We start from the raw sequence: 18,507 nt of genomic DNA on the forward strand, positions 1-18,507 counted from the left end.
TCACCCTTAGTTTTAATTTGTGAACCTTAAATAACGCTATTATGGCATGGAACCCTGAAAATTACAACCAATTTAAAGCGATACGCTACAGACCTTTTTACGATCTTGCTGCTTTCCTTAAGCCTGCACCAAAGCTTAGTGGCATTGACCTGGGCTGTGGTACCGGTGAGCAGACAGCGTTGTTGGTCAATAAACTTGGGGGTTCAACCTTTATCGGGATAGACTCTTCTGCAGAGATGCTAGCGAAAGCTACTGCCTTTGCGCACGAAAACCTACAATTTAAACAGCAGTCTATTGAAGAAACACTAAACGATACACAGCCATATGATTTGATTTTTAGTAATGCCGCATTACAATGGATCGATAACCATGCACAGCGCTTTCCAAGGCTTTTAAAGCTGTTAGCGCCGAAAGGACAGGTTGCCATACAAATGCCTGTACAAAATGATAATCTCCTGAATAAAATACTGTACAACCTGGCTAGTGAGGAGCCTTACGCCAAAATGCTAAATTATTTCAATCGGGAATCTCCCGTGTTAACGATGGATGCCTATGCACAGCTACTCTTTGAAAATGATATAACGGACATTGAGATTATGGAAAAAGTATATCCTATAATTGCAGAAAATGCAGACGAGCTGTATGCATTTATTGCTGGTACGGCATTAATACCCTATGTCGATCCGCTTTCCCCTACAGACAGAACTGTATTCATTAGCGAATTTAAGTCGAGAATACAGAAAAGTTTTCCCAAATTTCCAGCCATTTATGCTTTTAAACGTATGCTAATGTATGGTGTAAAGAAACACTAAACCAATACCTGGAAAGTACACCTAAGCGGTGATATAACTAAAAAGGCTATCGTTTTACCGATAGCCTTTTTGGTATTATAAGTTTGGATTCTGTTCACGCTCTGCAAACGGAATAGCAAATAGATAGTAATCACTATTTTCGGAGAAATCTTTTCCATTTGGAAATTTCACCACCCGGTGTCCTTGTCCGTCCAGTACCTTCACCGAACCATCTGCCAAGGTAACAGATACCTTTATCGGCGTACCATCCGGGTTTAAATACTGTTTACGCGAAACTTTACCCTGGGTACGGATAATATCCCATAAGGAGAAGCCCTCACCCCAAAGCTCTTTTCTACGCTCCAACAAAATTTCCTGCAACAAATCCTTAGCCGCAGTAGCATCATATAGCGAAGCTTTCCGCGCGCTGCGTAACCTGTTTAATGCAGCGACAGCCTTATCGGTCTTTCCAGCACGTGCATACCCTTCAGCCTCAATCAAGACCATTTCTGCAGAACGCATGTAAACGATATCACCGATATTTGTGGGCTTAAATCTAAATTTTTTATACCGTAAATAGCCTTCACGTCCCGGGTTGGTATCCCATTCAAAAAGTTTCGTACGAACATCATTCGCGTCAAAATAATTTTTAAAATACGGATCTGCCATAAAACTGAAGTAGTAGGAAACCGAAGAGGAAACATCCAGGTAATGGAACGTATAACTTGCTGTACTCTGGTCTGTAGTTTGCAAGTGCCCCCATATCCATTCCGAGTTCAATAAATCATTAAACCCATCCTGATAAGCCGACTCTGTCATAAGGGCATAACCATTTTCCGCCTTTTCTGCGGCCAATGCAGCTTTCTCCCACTCGCCAGTTAGCAAATAGGCACGTGCCAATAAGCCCTGCGCCACCTGCGCATTAATCTTATATTTTTCGGTATTCGAACGCTTATAATCTTTCAATAATTGCGTCGCATCCTCCAAATCTGTAATTATTAGCGTATACAAGTCCTCTAGTGTTGCTCTAGGTCTCCCCTGCGTCGAAGTTGTTGTAGGCTCAGTATAAATCGGCACAGAAAGTGCTTTTTTATCCTTCTGATACGAAAATTGATAGTAAGACGCTAGATTAAGGTATGCAAAAGCGCGCAACACTTTAGCCTGCCCCTTATTGATGTTCTTCTCCGTATCCGGCCCCTCAGCACCCTCCCCTTTCTGAATCACATTATTAGCGTTGTCGATAACCTTATAAAATAAGGTCCAGAATGAATTTACTCTATAATTACGAATATCATACATCTCAGTAAAGCTATACGCCGCATTATATCCATATTTTGTCGTAACCGCAATATCATTTCCCATCGCATCAGAAGTACGCATCACCGCACTATACCCCGGATTAGCAAAGGTGAAATAGGTATCATTTAAGTAGCGCCATGTACCGTTGATTACCGTCTGTACATTTTTTGTTGTTTTATATATTTCCGAATCCGCCACAGACGTCGTAGGATTCAACGTTAAAGTCTCCTTACAAGAGCTCAATAAAAGAGCTGCTGCGACCAGGGTTATATAAGGTAATTTAAATTTCATATCAGTATTTTTTCTATTAAAAAATAAGTATCTATCACACTAGAATGACAACTGCAAACCGCCAGAGATGGTACGCATAGCCGGGTAACGGAAATATGTAGCACCGTTTAATGTTTGTTCGGGATCCATTCCCTGATGACCATAAAATGTCAATAAGTTCTCTGCAGTAGCAAACACACGTAAACGGCTGATATTTAAACGCGATGCGATGGTTGATGGTAACGAATAGCCTAAAGAAACCGTTTTCAAGCGTGCATACGTGCCACTATATAAGAAACGCGTAGACGTTGAAGTCCAGTTTGTCGCATCAGTTGTTAACTTTGGCACATCGGTATTGGTATTTTCCGGCGTCCAGCGATTTAACATTTCTTTACTCCAGGCACGTCCAGGAATATTACCGTTATGCATAATTTGCGTATAATCGCCATCCAAAATTTTACCACCTATAGAATAACTCAGCAAAGCCGCGAAATCAAAGTTTTTGTACGTTAACGTATTTTGTATACCACCAACTAAATCAGGTAAAGCCGAGCTTGTGATAAATGAACCCGCATCTTTATACTCCGAAGTTTTAGCGCCCGTTTTATTCCCATCAGCATCCGCAACATACCACTGCGGCCTACCATTTTCAGGGTTAACCCCAGCCCATTCCGGAATATAGAAGTCATAAATAGAACCCCCTACACGTAAGAACTTGTTACCACTCGGAATTCCCTTCTTACCCGGTGCCAAAGGCAATGAGGTAATTTTATTCACAAAATGCGAAAAATTCACATCCAAGTTCCATCTAAAGTTTTGTGTAAGCACCGGAATTGTACGTATATCGACATCGATACCTGTATTTTTAATACCACCAATATTAGCGTCAAAACCCGAATATCCTGTAGAAGGGGCCATTGGCATGGTAAACAATAAATCCTGACTCTGACGGATAAAGTATTCTAACGATAGGGATACTCTATTTTTTAAAACCGAAACGTCGACACCACCATTAAAGTTTAAGTTAGTTTCCCACTTTAAATCTGGCGTTGGCAGCCTATTTGTCACCGTACCACCGGCTCCTAAACTATTATTAATGCTATAAAGACCCTGATATGCATAATACGTACCTAAGCCATCATTACCCTGCCCTCCAAAACTTGCACGTACGGTTAACTGGTTAATGGCATCCACATCCTTCAAGAAATCTTCACGTTTCAATTTCCACGAACCACCAAAAGACCAAAACTTACCCCAACGCGTATTAGGATCGAATCGAGACGATCCATCGGCACGTAAAGAGGCCGACAACAAATACTTGCCGGCGTAGTTATATTCGGCGCGGCCAAAGAACGAAAGCAATCTATAGTCTACTGAAGAACCCGTAAAGCTATTTAACTGGGAAGCAGCGATAGGTTCATACATATAAGGTAATACGAAACGGCTACGGCTACCGCTTTGGCTACCACTACCATACACATAATACTCCTGACCTGCCAACACATTAATATGATGATCCCCATATTGCTTATCAAATGTCAACTGGTTAGATACCGTTTGCCCTACCACGCGCGAGTTGGATTTACTCACCGAGCCACCGCCATCGACACCACCACCATATAATGGATTGGTATAATAGTGATTATTGGTATTGATATAATCCAAACTATACACGGTTCTAAATTTCAAATCTTTGGAAATTATCGCTTCTAAGAAAGCACGCCCTGTAAGGTTCTCCTTTTGGATATCATTTTTGTCCAACGGCAACGATGCCGCAAGGTTGTTACGTGGAGTAGCCCCACTCGGCCTGTAAAGACCAAAATCATAAATACGCTCATGCGTTAGCGGATCCAGTTTATAACTTCCATCTGGCTCCCGTTCATAGTAAGGGTAAAAAGAAGGTACCAAACGGCTGAAGTTGACAATATTTGCGGTATTGCTATCTTCCGATTGCGGGAAGTTCTGCAAGGAACTAGAAACCGCAATATTTATCCCAGTATTTAACCAAGGTTTAGCCTTTGCCTCAATATTTGCACGCACATTGTACCTTTTAAAACCCGATTCTATGGCAATACCCCTATCATTCAGGTAACCCCCAGAAATATAATACGTACTATTTTGTCCGCCACCGCTAAAGCTTAAATCCGCTTGCGAACGTATACCCGTACGTTGCAACACATCCTTCCATTTATCATCCCATAGTGGTTTAGCGCCGGCAACCAACTTACCATCGGTACCAACAGGTTTTGAAAAATCCGGCCCATAAGGGTTAATATTCAAATCCCTTAATATTGTTGCACTTGCATTATTTGCCGCCTGCTCGTTAGTTAAACCATTCGTTAAGTTCTTATTACGTAATGCTTCCCAATACAATTCAAAATACTGGTCGGTAGACATATGGTCGTAATCGCGCACAGCACGGCTAGAATAGCCCTGCGTATAACTCAAATTAATAGCGCTATTCTCACCACTTTTACCTTTTTTCGTGGTAATAATAATAACACCATTGGCACCACGGGAACCGTACAGTGCACTGGAAGACGCATCCTTTAATACCGAAACCGATACAACATCGTTAGGGTTTAGCGCATTGATATCACCTATATAAGGTGTACCATCTACAACATACAAGGGTGCGCTAGATGCATTTACAGAACCAATACCGCGAATACGAATCGCCGCATCGGTACCAGGCTGTCCTGAAGCAGCAACAGACTGAAGACCTGGAACCTGCCCTTCCAAACCTTTACTTAAGCTACTTACCTGTCTATTTTCAAAAGCTTTACTGCTGATCGTAGAAACAGACCCCGTAATATTGTCTCTTTTGGATGTACCATAAGCTACAACGACTACCTCGTCCAAGTCTTTACTTGCAGGAACCAAAGCAACCTGAATCTCTTCCAAGCCTGCATTTACGCGTTGACTCTCATAGCCTAAATATGAAATTGTTAAGACAACTTCAGAACCGTTACCATAAACGGTGAATTTTCCATTTGCATCCGTGTTCGCAATCTGCGACTGCCCCACAACTTGAACGTTGACACCAGAAAGGGCCCCCTTAGTGACCGCATCCAATACCTTTCCGCGAATTACCCGCTGCTGGGCCTGTGCAAAATCCGTTCCCCACACCGAAAAAATAAGGGTGAGTAAAGCAAAGATTAATTTGGTTGTTTTTTGCATGGATAATAATCTTAATTATTTGTTGTATGTAATGATAAATAAATTGTTTTAGTACACCTCAAAGACTACTTTAATTGTAGTCTTTATTTTGAAGGGGCGAATATACAATAAATCTATAGAAATGGTAGTCTAATTAACTAAACAACTAATTAACTGCTTAATTTTCAGCACAATATTTTTTCTAATTAAAAGGATATAGCAGAGTTGGAAGCACTAAAACACCAAAATCACTTCGGCAATAACAGCTTCAAAAAGAATTCCTTAGCTGCGGTTTAGAAAAATAATTTCATTGCGAACGAAGATAAAAGTCTTAATTTTAAAAATTAATGAAGTGTAGCGATACCCACAGCAGGCTCGTTTCGGCTTAGAATTAAAACTAACTTTAGCATCTACACCTAACCGCTTTACGGCAGGCGTTAACAATCCGATTATGAAAAAACACCCCCTCCACCTGACATTATCTGGTGGTATAAGCTGGAAATCATTAACGATGATTTTAGTAGTATCCAGCCAATTACTCTGTTGTTCAAAAGAAAAAGCCCCAGCCCTACGCGATGAAGTTTGGGTACCTCAGTATATAGAAGCGTCCAAGATTAAAGAAATTAAATCTATAGGCGTCCAGGAAACACAGCATGGCGGCAAAATTTATGCCTGGAATACCTACCTATTCCAATTAGAACCCTTAAAAGGCATCCATATTTATGAAATCAAAAACAATAAACCCGTACCCCATAGTTTTATTCAAGTATACGGAGCACAAGAGATCTCCATTCGGAATGGGGTATTATATACCAATAATTTTAAGGATATGGTAAGTTTAGACCTCAGCACGATAAATAATGTAAAGGAGATTAGCCGCATAAAAGAAGTATTTCATACTGCCCAGACAAACCTACCACCAGAACATGGGTATTTTGAATGTGTAGATTCCCGAAAAGGGATAGTTATAGGCTGGGAACGGAAACAACATATACATGCCACTTGCAAATACTAGAAATTATGAAATTTAAACAACCTCTTCTTATAATCAGCATGCTCCTTTTTATAACGAGCCTTTCCTGCCAAAAAGATAGTAGCACGACAGAAACGCAAACTGGTACAGGCAAAGGGGGTTCCTTGGCACGCTTTACAATTGTCGACGATTACCTGTATACCGTTGACGAAGAAACCTTAAAAACCTTTAACCTTGCAGACCCCCGAAAACCAGAACTGAAGTCGGCGATAAACATCGGACGGGAGATTGAAACAATCTATGCGTATGGAGGGAATTTATATATCGGCTCTACCCAAGCCATGTACATCTATAGCCTTCAGCAACCCGCCACACCCGAATTTAAAGGGGAAGCGAGGCATTTACGCGCCTGTGATCCGGTTGTAGCACAGGGCAATTACGCTTATGTTACTGTTCGCTCTGGCGCTGCATGTGGCGGCAATACAAATGCATTATTGGTTTACGATGTAAGCGACAGCAGCAAGCCATTAGAAATAAGTCGTCTAGCCTTAAAAAAACCCCATGGTTTAGGTATTAAAAACAAAATCCTGTATATCTGCGACGGCAACAATGGCCTTGTTTTGGTCGATATTCAACAACCCAAATCACCCAGTATACTCCGGTTAGAAAAAGGTTACAATTTTAAAGATTGCCTCATCCACGAGAACACGCTGATTGCGATGGTCGCGGAAGGTATGGCGATATACGATATCAGCATAGCCACCAATCCCCAGTTTATAATGTTAGCAAAATAGCCGTTTTATGAAAAATATAAATCTTATTTGTCTGTGTATGGCGGCGATGATCGGCAATTTATCTGCACAGGAAAACACAAAAAACACAGCGATCCGTAAAGGGCAACAGGTCATAAAAGCATACGGCAATTTAAACCTTTTTGAAGGCGGTGCCACCGCCGCGCATCTTTACTATATAAGCAATACTTTAGGTATACAAACCAATATATCGTTTTTGTTTGATGTGACCGAAGAAATCAGAAACAGCGACGATTATTCATCCGGAAATGGCCTACGTTTTAATCCGGAAATCCGCTACTATCCCAATCGTAAAAAACCCAATAAGCATACTTCATTTTTTATGGGTGGGGGTCCTATTTTCAAAATATACAAAGCCAAGGAGCAATCCTGGCGAACCATAGGATCAATAATGGAAAGGGAACGCTATCAGCAATTCAGTTATACCAGCTACCAGAATATTTCTTATGGGCTTATGGCAACATTAGGTATCGAGGGTTATGTAGGGAAAAAGAAGAATTTCCTGTTTGATGTAGCCTATAGTTTTGGCCTAACCCAAAACCATATCCGTACTGGAGGCGACCTCTATTACCAAGGGCATAATAATTTTGATGAAATATTAGGCGTATCAAATCGAAAATCAGGTATACTACCCTACATCGATTTAAAAGTAGGCTTCGGTTATCGTTTCAAATGATAGTACACCACGCAGCATAAGAAAAAAAACAGGTTACCGGGCACAGCAAAGACAGCCAAGACAGCAAAGACAGCAAAATACTGTGCCCTTCATTTTTATAGCTTTTTAATCAGCATAGCCGAGGCGCCACCTCCCCCATTACAGATGCCCGCTAAGCCGTATGTTCCGCCCTCCTGTTGTAGCACCGAAGAAAGGGTTACGACAATACGCGCCCCAGAGCAGCCCAAGGGGTGCCCTAAGGAAACCGCACCGCCATAAACATTAACCTTTTTAAGTGGAATATCCAAAATCTGCATATTAGCAAGTGCGACAACAGCGAAGGCCTCGTTGTACTCAAAAAAATCAATATCATCCAGTTTTAGTCCCGCCTTGTACAGCACCTTTTCCGTAGCTATGCTAGGGCTTGTTGTAAACCATTCCGGTGCCTGTTCGGCATCCGCATAGGCAACAATTTCGGCCAAAGGTTTTAGATGTAAAGCCTTTAATTTTTCCTCACTCACCAGCAATACCGCGGCGGCGCCATCGTTCAACGTAGATGCATTCGCAGCGGTAATGGTGCCCCCCTGCTTAAAAACAGGCTTCAAGGTGGGCAACTTATCAACGTTGACGGCAACAAACTCCTCATCGCGTATCACGTCAACCGTACCCTTACGCCCCGTGACCGTCACGCGAACGACCTCCTTGTCGTACTTCCCCTGCTCCCATGCCATTTTACTTCGATTATACGAATTTATGGCATAGCTATCCTGAGCCTCCCGCGACACCCCATACTTCTCGGCACATAGCTCCCCAAATAGCCCCATGGCATCCTGACTGTAGGCATCGCTCAGGCCATCGCGCTGTAGGCCGTCCAGCAATGGCTGCTGGCCATACTTAGCGCCCCATCGCGCCGCCGGCACATAATACGGAACCTGACTCATACTCTCCATACCTCCAGCAATAACGACATCGGCATCGCCCAATAAGATGGCCTGCGTAGCCATGCTGATAGCCTTCATGCCACTGGCACATACTTTATTTACCGTAGTGGCAATTACCTTATCCGGTAAACCGGCATACTTGGCCACCTGGCGTGCTGGCGCTTGCCCCACATTGGCCTGCAAAACACAGCCCATCAGCAGTTCATCCACTTCATTGGGGTGCAGTTTGGCTTGTTCCAAAACTGCCGATACCGCCTTCGCCCCCAATTCACTCGCCGTAAAGGAAGCCAATGCTCCCCCAAAACTACCTATCGCCGTACGTTGTGCGGCTACAATAAAAACTCTTTTTGCCATGCTATTCCTCGTTTATAATTGTATACATGCCCTTAATTTCAGATATTCGGAAAAACCCTCTTATCACAGAATTAAGTTCCATGTATTAAAGGTAATAAAAATAAACCTACTTGCGAAAGCGAAAAAATCCGCATTTTTAACCTTCTATAATTATTGCCTTTCAAAATTTAAGCTTATATTCGTTGGTAGCGCATCGGTTTTTTTTCCACAACAAAACCTGGTGTTAACACCCTATAAAATTATAAACTATGCAGTTCACAAAACTATCCGTGGAACACCATTCCTTTAGGGACACCCTAAAAGCCTTTATTCGTAAAGAAATACTCCCCCATATAGACCAATGGGAAAAAGAAGGATCCATCGATAAATCGATATGGAAAAAAATGGGCGATATGGGCTTTATGGGCCTCAATTACCCGGAGGAATATGGTGGAATGAATTTAGACTTTTACTATTCGCTAATCTTGTGCGAAGAGCTTTCGTACTGTTTTTCCGGTGGTTTTACCATTTCTGCACTGGTTATCCAATACATGTCGGCTCCGTATGTATTAAAATATGCCACAGAGCAACTTAAACAGCAATACCTAACGAAGGTTATTGCGGGCGATATGGTTTCGGCGGTAGCCATAACTGAACCTGGAGCAGGATCGGATATAAAAAATATACATACTACGGCTGTACGGCATGGCGACTATTTCCTGGTAAACGGATCCAAAACTTTTATCACAAACGGATTTAATGCCGACTTTTATATTACTGCTGTAAAAACGGATCCTGAAAAGGGTGTTAAGGGTATTAGCCTGCTGCTGATTGATAGGCAGAGTGCCGGACTTACAGCAACGAAGATTACAAAAATGGGCTGGTTAGCTTCCGACACGGCCGAGCTCGGCTTTGACCAGGTTAAAGTGCCTGTCGCTCATCTTATCGGTGAGGCGGGGGAAGGGTTTAAATACCTTATGGATGGTTTACAACTGGAGCGCCTGACGGCAGCAATACATAGCCTGGCAACGGCAGATTTAGCCTTACAGTATACCTTAGATTATGTAAATAAACGAGAAGCCTTCGGCAAAAAATTACAGGAGTTTCAGGTTTTACGCCATAAAATAGCACAAATGGTGGCTGATATCGCTACAACACGCGCTTTTGTTTACCATTGTTGTAGCCTGCAAGAACAGGGGGAATATGCTGTTGAGGAATGCTCAATCGCCAAGCTACAAGCCTCTGAGCTTGCGTTACGGGTTGTAAACCAATGCCTACAGCTCTTTGGGGGCTATGGCTTTACCGAGGATTATAAAATTGCTCGTTTGTATCGGGACGTCCGTGTAGGCACTATCATTGGAGGGACTTCCGAAATTATGCTAGAAATCATTGCAAAAACCACAATCGACAAAATACAGTATAACACAAAATAAAAAACTATGTCTGCACAAAATAAAATCGATCCAGCGCTGCTAAATCAGGTATTGCAACAAACACAAAGTCGTAAACATCCAACCTACAAGCCCCAGAAGATTGGTATTTTGGGGGCCGGAATGATGGGTGCAGGGATAGCTTTTGTGGCAGCAAAAGCAGGCTTACAGGTGATTCTTAAAGAGCTGTCTTTAGAGCTGGCTGAAGCGGGGAAAAACCATGCGCAGCAGACTTGCATCAAAATGCTGGAACGCGGCAAAATCAATGAAGCACAGCAGGAACAGCTTTTATCCTTAATTCAGCCTACCGCAAACATCGCCGATTTACAGGGTGTAGATTTTATTATAGAAGCGGTTTTTGAAGATAAAAAACTTAAGGCTTCCGTAAGCATGGAGAGCTTTCCATACCTCAAGAAAAACGGTTTGTTCGCTTCCAATACGACATCGCTTCCGATCAGTGATCTCGCGGAGGCGATACCCGCTCCCCAGTTTTTTTTGGGTATGCATTTCTTTTCTCCCGTAGATCGTATGCCGCTTTTAGAAATTATAGTCGGAAAAAAAACCAGTGCAGAGACCTTACAAAAGGCGATAAGCATAAGCCATATTTTAGGGAAAACTCCGATTATCGTGCAAGACAGCCCCGGATTTTTCACTTCACGTATATTTTTTAACTACCTACTGGAAGCCATTATCATGCGTATGGAGGGTATTGCCGCCGAGCAGATTGAGCTGGAGGCTAAGCATGCCGGATTTGCCATCGGGCCATTGGCTGTACTGGATGAAATATCGATTCCGCTAATGCTGCATGTTTATGCACAGCTCCCTCACCTAAACCTTAGCCAGCAGCGTTGTTATACCTACCTTAGCAAAATGGTTCAACAGGGTCGCCGTGGCCGGAAATCTGGTAAAGGATTTTACACCTATACGGAAGACAACCAGGGTAAGGAACTTTGGACGGATGTAGATATTAATCCCAGCCTCTCCCCCCTATCAGCGGAAATTATCCAACAACGGCTACTAAATAGTATGGCCCTGGACAGCTACCGTTGTTTAGCAGAAGGGGTTATAGCCAGCGAATTAGATGGCAATATCGGGTCAGTTTTAGGTGTAGGTTACCCTGCATCAACAGGGGGTGTATTTCAGTACATCCGACATATCGGAATAGATAGGTTCACAGCGCAGTGTAAATCCTTTCGACCCTACGGACCCCAATGGGAATTTGAGCGCATCGACCTGTAAACAAAATTTATTGCCGTTGTAGCTACAACGACAATAAATCTACCAGGCTACTAACCTCGGTTTTTATAAAGGTGTCATAATCCAAGGTTTGTTTTAAGATTTGCTCTTGCTGTTTCTCTGCAAAAACATGTTTTAGATTATGCTTGTATTTCGCCACTAGGTTCGGGATGCCTTCCGTTCTACGTCTGGGGTGCCCAATCGGATAGTGCACCATTACCTCATCCAAGGCAGTGCCATCCTTTAATTCGATACGTATAGCATTCGCTATAGCCCGCTTTGCTGGATCGTGGTAATCGCTTGTAAAAGTAGGGTCTTCCACACAGCTTATTTTTTCACGTAGCGCATCAATTCTAGGATCTTGAGCAATATGATCCTCATAATCCTCGGCTGTTAAACGACCAAAAAGCAACGGCACTGCCACCATATACTGTATACAATGGTCGCGATCTGCAGGGTTATTCAAAGGTCCTTTTTTGTCAATAATACGAATTGCAGCCTCATGCGTTCGAATGGTAACCCGTTCAATATCCGCTGCAGCATATCCCTTTTCTTTTAATATACTATACAGCTGCATAGCCGCTTCAGCGGCCGTCTGTGCATGAAACTCTGCAGGGAAGGAAATCTTAAAAAGAATATTCTCCATAACATAAGAGCCGTAGGAGCGCTGAAAAACAAAAGGCTTTCCTTGAAAAGAAACGTCATAAAACCCCCATACCGGAGCTGTAAGAACCGATGGATACCCCATCTCTCCCGTCTGTGCTATCAGTGCCAAACGTACCGCTCTTGCGGTGGCATCGCCAGCAGCCCAAGACTTGCGGCTCCCTGTATTCGGCGCATGTCGGTAGGTACGCAATGCTTGTCCGTCCACAAAAGCTAAAGAAAGCGCCTGAATCAATTCATCGCGCGACAAGCCCAACAGCTTACCGACCACAGCCGTGGAAGCTACTTTAACCAAAATAACATGATCTAAGCCCACCTTATTAAAAGAGTTTTCTAAGGCAAGAACCCCCTGTACCTCATGCGCCATAATCATGGCCTCCAAAACCTGTTCCATCGTAAGGCCATTTTGCCCGGTAGCCTTTCGCGTTCGGCTCAACCAGTCTGCAACCGCCAGAATACCGCCTAAGTTATCCGAAGGATGCCCCCACTCGGCCGCCAACCAGGTATCGTTAAAATCTAACCAGCGAACGAGTGTACCTATATTAAAAGCAGCCTGAATAGGATCCAACTGGTAGGCAGTACCGATTACCTTCGCTCCATGGGGCACCACAGTACCCGCGACCACTGGGCCCAAAAGCTTGGTACATGCAGGATACGTTAAAGCCTCAAAACCACAACCTATGGTATCCAGGAAACAATAATGTGCCGTTTTCCAGGCCAAATCAGTATCAATTTTATAGTTCAGCACATAATCTGCAATGTCCACAAGCACCTGATCCGCTTGTGGTCTAATATTCGAAATCGATGACGACATAAATTCGGTATTTTTTTAAAGTTTATAGTTGTTACTCTCCCTTTTATCGCGCGGATAAGGGCACAAAGGTTCTATTTTCCGGACCGATATAATTGGCGCTTGGGCGAATAATTTTACCATCCTGGCGCTGCTCGATAATATGTGCCGACCAGCCTGTAATACGTGAAAGCACAAATAAAGGGGTAAACATATCCGTAGGGATGCCCATTAAATGATAAGCCACTGCCGAAAACCAATCCAGGTTAGGAAACATCTTCTTCTCTTCCCACATGACCTGTTCGATACGCTCGGCGATAGCGAATAGCGTTCTATCCTCCGCCTCTTCGGATAATCTTTTGGCTACCGCTTTGATCACTTCATTTCGAGGATCGGCAAGGGTATACACCGGGTGGCCAAAACCGATGATAACTTCTTTATTTGCCAGGCGCTTACGGATATCAGCTTCCGCCTCATCCGCATTCGCATAACGCGTCTGAATCGCAAAAGCCACCTCATTAGCACCACCATGCTTCGGACCTCGCAAAGCACCGATAGCGCCAGTAATACTCGAATACATATCCGAACCGGTACCGGCAATAACACGAGCAGTAAAGGTAGAGGCATTAAACTCGTGTTCAGCATACAGATTCAAAGACGTCTGCATGGCCTTAACCCAAGATTCGCTCGGCACCTTCCCGTGTAAGAGGTGTAAAAAATGCCCCCCTAAAGTTTCGTCGCTAGTTTCGACAGTAATTTCACGACCATGCTGACTAAAATGATACCAATACAACAAGGCGGAGGCCATCGAGCTCATCAGCCGATTTGCAATATCCCGTGTTGCCGACAAAGGCTGATCCTCCTTTTCGGGCTGTATGCTACCAAATACCGACACATAGGTTCGTAGCACGTCCATAGGATGTGTTGTTGCCGATAGCTGCTTTAAAATATTTTGAATAGAAAAGGGCAAACCACGCTGGCTTATAAGTTGCGATTGGTATGTTTTTAGCTGTGCCTGGGTAGGCAGCTGGGCATAGATTAATAGATACGCCACCTCCTCAAAAGTCGCCTGGTCGGCCAAATCCAAAATATCATATCCTCTATAATGCAAATCATTACCACTTTTACCAACCGTACTCAAGGCCGTATTCCCTGCAGCTACACCTGAAAGAGCTACACTTTTTTTAGGTTTAAAACCAAAATCATTTGCTTCCATTATCTTTTGCGCTATTAAAAAGGTTATCTAATCGGGTTTCATAATCGTAATAATTTATAGACTGATACAGCTCCTTTCGTGTTTGCATCGTTTCGACCACTGCTGCCTGGCTCCCATCGGTACGGATATGCCTATATACAAGCTCCGCCGCCTTGTTTGCTGCCCGGAACGCAGATAGTGGATACAACACCATCGCCACCCCCGCCTGTGCCAACTGCTCGACCGTAAAAAGTGGTGTTTCTCCAAACTCGGTAATATTGGCCAATACCGGTATCTTGGTCTGCTCGACAAAACGAATATACTGCGTCAGATCGTGCACAGCTTCAGCAAAGATAAAGTCGGCACCAGCCTCCGTATACGCTACTGCACGCGCTAAAGCCTGCTCTATACCTTCGGAGGCCAAAGCATCGGTACGCGCACCGATTACAAAAGTGCTGTCGGTACGCGCATCTACGGCCGCTTTTACACGATCGACCATCTCACCCATCGATACCAGCGCCTTACCGGGTCGATGCCCACATCGTTTTGCACCAACCTGATCTTCCATATGCACGGCAGCTGCGCCAACTTTTATAAGGGATTTAATGGTTCTGGATATATTAAAAGCAGAGGGCCCAAATCCTGTATCAATATCGACCAATAAAGGAAGGTCACAAACATTCGTAATCCGCTCTGCATCTATTAAAACATCATTCAAGGTTGTAATTCCCAGATCAGGAATCCCTAAGGAACCTGCTGCCACCCCACCCCCAGACAGGTAAATGGACTTAAAGCCCGCCTGCTGCGCCAGCAGGGCATGGTTTGCAGTAGTTGCTCCAACAATTTGTAAAGGGTTTTCAGTCGCCAGGGCAAGCCTAAAACGGTCTCCTGCTGTTTGCGTCATAGAAATGTTATTAAAAAAGTTTATAATTATCATAACGCAGAAGCTTGCTCCTCCGTTGTATTTACTTAAGTATAAGTAGTGAAAACCTAAGTATACTAAAGGTATATAAAATTTCTTAACCACAGAAATGTCCGAAGATTATTTCGCTAAAAGACAAACTACCTCAGGTTTGATCGGAGTAGGTGGAAAAAAAAAGAATCGCATAAAACCGCATATTACGGTAAAAAAGGACTCCCTGTGTTTACTGCAAGGAAAAAAATTAAATAAAAATAGAATTAAACATTCGGTACACCCGCAGTTGCGCAACTTATATATAAGTAGGTTATTTATAATCGGTCTAATTAAAAAAATAATGTATAAAAAAGACGGTAAAACACCATATATCCAGCGCTCTGTATCGTTCCTATGCAGCCAGCATAAGATGCGACGACAGCCTATAAGCAAAACTGCGGCTTTTTTATTAGGCCTAAGCCTAATAGGAATCGATGCAAGGGCACAATCTATACTATCCGGACGCGTATTCGACACCCACAATAAAAGCCTAGAACAGGTAAACATCAAGCTATTGGCGCTGCCCGACTCGAGCCTGGTACAGCAGCAGAAAACGGATGAAAATGGATTTTTTCAGTTTACTGTAAATCGCCACGGCGATTACTTGTTACACTATAGTGGTATAGGTTTTCAAACCATAACCAGCAGGCCCTACCCTTTAAAAGACAAGGAAACCATCACGGCAACGCCTGTTTATTTACCAGATAGCCACGTAGAAATTGAAAGTGTCACGGTGAAGGGTACAGCACCCAGTATCCGGCAGTATGCCGATAAAATGGTGGTGCAGGTTGAAGGTTCGGTGGTCGCGGAGGGCAACAATGTGTTGGAACTTTTAGAAAAGACACCTGGCATCCTGAACGATGGTAAGGGCAACTTCACGATTCAAGGACGTGCAGGAGCCCATGTTAAAATCGATGGTCGCGAGGTATATTTAACCGGAAACCAACTGGTAAATCTATTGCGCAGTATGCAGGCACGTGATGTATCGAAGCTCGAGCTGATCAGTCATCCTTCGGCCAAGGAGGATGCTGCAGGTACGGCAGGTGCTATAAATATCATCACCAAAAAGAATAAAAATATCGGCTGGGGTGGCGATGTTTTTGTTCGTGGCAGCAAATCACGCCGCCAACAAGGGAGCACTGGCCTTGGTTTACATTATAAAACGGATAAGATGAATATGTTCGCCAACTTTTCTTTCGGACAGGAGGCTTCCAGGGATCATGCTAATACTTGGAGGTCGTTTTATGATAACGGTCAGCTTACAAGCCGCCAAACACAAACTGAAAACAAGGTTTTGGATCCTGGGCGCTTTTATAGTTTACGAACAGGATTTACATACGAGTTTTCACCCAAAAGCAGTATGGAGTTCAGTTACAACTTTATAAAAGGAAATTTTATCTATAACGCAATTGCGGATATGGAAATTGACCGGGTAAACCGCGAAAAACAATGGGCGAAAACCACGAGCTTCTTCGACGAGGGTTTCGAAAACCATACCTTTAACTTCAACTACCAAAGGAAATATGAAAAGGAGGACCATTTCTTAAAAGTTAACGTAGACTTTGCCCCTCATGGCAATGATTATGATAATGTATTTAATACAAGCCTGAAAAATCAAAATACGTTACTTAGAAACAGTGGGCGGCGAAATATACAGGATTTAAGTAATACTACTTACAGCGCTAGAATAGATTATAGCCATCCGCTTTCCGATCAGGCAAAACTGGAATTTGGTTGGAAGGCTTCGCATATGTATATCAATAATAAAATGATAAACGACACCTTGGTAGCTGCACAGCAGTGGCAGCCCGACCTGGGGAGCAGTAACCATTTTAGGTATACGCAACATATTGAAGCCTTGTATGTCATGTATGCTGGAAAATCCGGAGCCTTTGAATATCAAGCGGGTTTACGGGGAGAGTATACGTACTTGGGCGCCGATCAAAAGACCTTACAGAAGAAGGATAATCAGCGGTATTTTAACCTCTTTCCCAATGCTTATGTATTGTATAACCTGAACGAAAAAAACACGCTACGCACCTCCTTCAGCAGCCGCATTGAAAGACCTGGTGATCATGAGGTAAATGTATTCCGCGTATACGAAGATGCTTTTAATTATACCCTGGGTAATCCGACGTTAAAACCCGAACGCAGTTATAGTTTAGAGCTGGGGCACGGTTTTAAGAGTAGGTTATTTACCACCTTTAGTTTTTCACAAACAAACCAGGTTATCAATTATATAGCTACGCCTGGGGAGCAGGCTAACCAAACGCAAAGCAAACCTGAAAATATTGGTAAATATAGAAACTATAACCTGAGTGTAATGTATACGCACAATTTCAATAGCTGGTGGAATGCGAGTCACTATGCCAATGCCTTTCACAATGCGTACTCCGGGGAGGCTGGATCCATATATCTCTCCCGCGCTGGATATAGCTGGACCTTAAATACGAAGCACAGCCTTAGCCTACCTTGGGAGATGCGCTCCGAAATATTGGGGTATTATAACGCTCCTGTACTACAGGGCATACGCAAGAAAGCGAAAACCTATGGGTTGGACATTGCCCTAGAGAAAAAATTATGGAAGGAAAAGGCAATGGTTAAAATTGCGGCCAATGGCCTTATCCGAAATGCTAAACCTGGCTTTACTAGTACGAATGCCGATCTCGTGGTTGTTTACCAGGAGTTTCCAGATAATAGAAAAGTGCAACTTAGCCTAAGCTATCGTTTTGGTTCTTAACCTTGGAGGGTATGAAAAACACCGCTATGGCCATTGTAGCCCTATTAAATGATTCGAAACGCGAGATGGATGCTAATGAAATCTTCTTGGCACTGAACAACGGTGGTAAACGCTATAGCTATGCAGCAGTTTATAGTAATATTCGGAGGCTTTGCTTAAGTGGCATCTTAAAATTCCAGCATGTAAAGGCACAAAGGCAGCGTTATTTTTACTTGAACACCAGTAGGTTAGAAAAAACAAATTAATATTATTTATAACCATTCTA

The 18,507-nt window shown here is 43.2% G+C and carries 14 protein-coding genes; 8 read left to right on the top strand and 6 right to left on the bottom strand.

The features are described from left to right. Nucleotides 1–41 precede the first annotated feature (41 nt). A complete protein-coding gene (locus ACL9RF_RS06230) occupies nucleotides 42–812 on the top strand; it encodes a methyltransferase domain-containing protein (RefSeq protein ID WP_422799737.1) in 771 nt (256 codons plus the stop codon). A 75-nt stretch (nucleotides 813–887) separates the two neighbouring features. On the opposite strand, the gene ACL9RF_RS06235 is transcribed toward ACL9RF_RS06230, so the two are convergent. Next, on the bottom strand, nucleotides 888–2,381 hold the full coding sequence (locus ACL9RF_RS06235) for a RagB/SusD family nutrient uptake outer membrane protein (RefSeq protein WP_422799738.1): 1,494 nt from the start codon (nucleotides 2,379–2,381) through the stop codon (nucleotides 888–890). 39 nt (nucleotides 2,382–2,420) lie between these two features. Next, a complete protein-coding gene (locus ACL9RF_RS06240; protein ID WP_422799739.1) occupies nucleotides 2,421–5,540 on the bottom strand; it encodes a SusC/RagA family TonB-linked outer membrane protein in 3,120 nt (1,039 codons plus the stop codon). Between the two features lie 430 nt (nucleotides 5,541–5,970). Between ACL9RF_RS06240 and ACL9RF_RS06245 the strand changes: the two genes are divergently transcribed. Genes ACL9RF_RS06245 through ACL9RF_RS06255 form a run of 3 tightly spaced genes read left to right on the top strand, consistent with a single transcriptional unit; the run spans nucleotide 5,971 to nucleotide 7,980 of the window. Beyond that, complete coding sequence (locus tag ACL9RF_RS06245) at nucleotides 5,971–6,534, top strand: hypothetical protein (protein ID WP_422799740.1); 564 nt, start codon at nucleotides 5,971–5,973, stop codon at nucleotides 6,532–6,534. Nucleotides 6,535–6,539: 5 nt separating this feature from the next. Continuing rightward, nucleotides 6,540–7,286, top strand: a complete 747-nt coding sequence (locus ACL9RF_RS06250; RefSeq protein ID WP_422799741.1) for an LVIVD repeat-containing protein — start codon at nucleotides 6,540–6,542, stop codon at nucleotides 7,284–7,286. A gap of 7 nt (nucleotides 7,287–7,293) precedes the next feature. Continuing rightward, nucleotides 7,294–7,980, top strand: coding sequence for a hypothetical protein (locus ACL9RF_RS06255; RefSeq protein WP_422799742.1), 687 nt, complete (start codon nucleotides 7,294–7,296; stop codon nucleotides 7,978–7,980). A 95-nt stretch (nucleotides 7,981–8,075) separates the two neighbouring features. Here ACL9RF_RS06255 and ACL9RF_RS06260 read toward each other — a convergent pair whose 3' ends face one another. Next, the gene (locus tag ACL9RF_RS06260; RefSeq protein WP_422799743.1) at nucleotides 8,076–9,254 is read right to left on the bottom strand and encodes a thiolase family protein; all 1,179 of its coding nucleotides are present in this window, start codon (nucleotides 9,252–9,254) and stop codon (nucleotides 8,076–8,078) included. Between the two features lie 248 nt (nucleotides 9,255–9,502). On the opposite strand from ACL9RF_RS06260, the gene ACL9RF_RS06265 reads away from it, so the two are divergent. Continuing rightward, nucleotides 9,503–10,666, top strand: coding sequence for an acyl-CoA dehydrogenase family protein (locus tag ACL9RF_RS06265; protein ID WP_422799744.1), 1,164 nt, complete (start codon nucleotides 9,503–9,505; stop codon nucleotides 10,664–10,666). Between the two features lie 6 nt (nucleotides 10,667–10,672). Next, the gene (locus ACL9RF_RS06270; RefSeq protein ID WP_422799745.1) at nucleotides 10,673–11,902 is read left to right on the top strand and encodes a 3-hydroxyacyl-CoA dehydrogenase family protein; all 1,230 of its coding nucleotides are present in this window, start codon (nucleotides 10,673–10,675) and stop codon (nucleotides 11,900–11,902) included. A 22-nt stretch (nucleotides 11,903–11,924) separates the two neighbouring features. Here ACL9RF_RS06270 and ACL9RF_RS06275 read toward each other — a convergent pair whose 3' ends face one another. Genes ACL9RF_RS06275 through prpB form a run of 3 tightly spaced genes read right to left on the bottom strand, consistent with a single transcriptional unit; the run spans nucleotide 11,925 to nucleotide 15,451 of the window. Beyond that, nucleotides 11,925–13,376 (bottom strand): bifunctional 2-methylcitrate dehydratase/aconitate hydratase, encoded by a 1,452-nt coding sequence (locus tag ACL9RF_RS06275; RefSeq protein WP_422799746.1) that lies wholly within the window; start codon nucleotides 13,374–13,376, stop codon nucleotides 11,925–11,927. 43 nt (nucleotides 13,377–13,419) lie between these two features. Then, entirely contained in the window at nucleotides 13,420–14,568 is a 1,149-nt protein-coding gene (prpC, locus tag ACL9RF_RS06280) for a bifunctional 2-methylcitrate synthase/citrate synthase (protein ID WP_422799747.1), read from the bottom strand. Further along, entirely contained in the window at nucleotides 14,555–15,451 is an 897-nt protein-coding gene (prpB, locus tag ACL9RF_RS06285; protein ID WP_422799748.1) for a methylisocitrate lyase, read from the bottom strand. The genes prpC and prpB overlap by 14 nt, the downstream gene beginning before the upstream one ends. Before the next feature lie 352 nt (nucleotides 15,452–15,803). Between prpB and ACL9RF_RS06290 the strand changes: the two genes are divergently transcribed. Next, a complete protein-coding gene (locus tag ACL9RF_RS06290; protein WP_422799749.1) occupies nucleotides 15,804–18,242 on the top strand; it encodes a TonB-dependent receptor domain-containing protein in 2,439 nt (812 codons plus the stop codon). Nucleotides 18,243–18,253: 11 nt separating this feature from the next. Further along, a complete protein-coding gene (locus tag ACL9RF_RS06295) occupies nucleotides 18,254–18,487 on the top strand; it encodes a transcriptional repressor (RefSeq protein ID WP_422799750.1) in 234 nt (77 codons plus the stop codon). The last annotated feature ends 20 nt before the right edge of the window (nucleotides 18,488–18,507 follow it).

This window comes from Sphingobacterium sp. Mn56C, from assembly GCF_049319645.1.
In the GTDB taxonomy this organism is placed as follows: domain Bacteria; phylum Bacteroidota; class Bacteroidia; order Sphingobacteriales; family Sphingobacteriaceae; genus Sphingobacterium.